Source organism: Wolbachia endosymbiont of Tuta absoluta (genome assembly GCF_059414725.1).
Map to the genome: position 1 here is coordinate 1 of NZ_JBNRJY010000058.1, position 637 is coordinate 637.

General features: G+C 32.3%; 1 protein-coding gene. It reads left to right on the plus strand.

What is annotated here, in order from left to right:
* The coding region (locus ACJ5GX_RS00520; RefSeq protein ID WP_495292577.1) for a hypothetical protein at window positions 1-191 on the plus strand (191 nt) is incomplete at its 5' end.
* Between the last annotated feature and the right edge of the window lie 446 nt (window positions 192-637).

A 637-nucleotide genomic window follows, 5' to 3' on the forward strand; every position in this document is an offset into this window, starting at 1 on the left:
ATTTATTGCGTTTATTCAAGTTACCATTTCTTTTTCATATAGATTACTCTCGCACTGCTATTATTTATGATTTTGGCTGGAAGAGATCGCTTGTATCTATAAGACCTCCTTCGTGCATATTAGCTATAAATTATTCTGTAATTTTTGTGCAATTAAGTGTTTTTACTTGTATAATTTACTTACTGTTATGACATTTTAATCGAAGGATAACCGAATTGAGTTGTTGTTTGTTTGCGTCTGTAATAAATAAGTGCTTTGCAACATATCGTTACTTCATTATTTTGGTAACGATATACATTTGCCTTACTAAGATGTTTTTAATAAATATTAATAATAAATATCTTAGACATTTCACGCAGCGCCAAACTAAGCAAAGCTAGATGCATACTTTTTTTTGTAAATAAATACTTACAATACATAGAAAACACCCAGGCTCAACACAAATATTTGAAAAGTAACTTACAAATAATTTAAACTCTCTTAATTCACGATCGATCCTCAAGCATTTGTCAGACATGGTGTTAATATCCGGTTTATAGCCGTTAACGCTCTGCCTACCTCGTAAGGCGTGATTTATGAATGGATGGACGGCTCCCTGGTAAGTTGTTACCGAACTATATTATCTGAGAACGTGCAC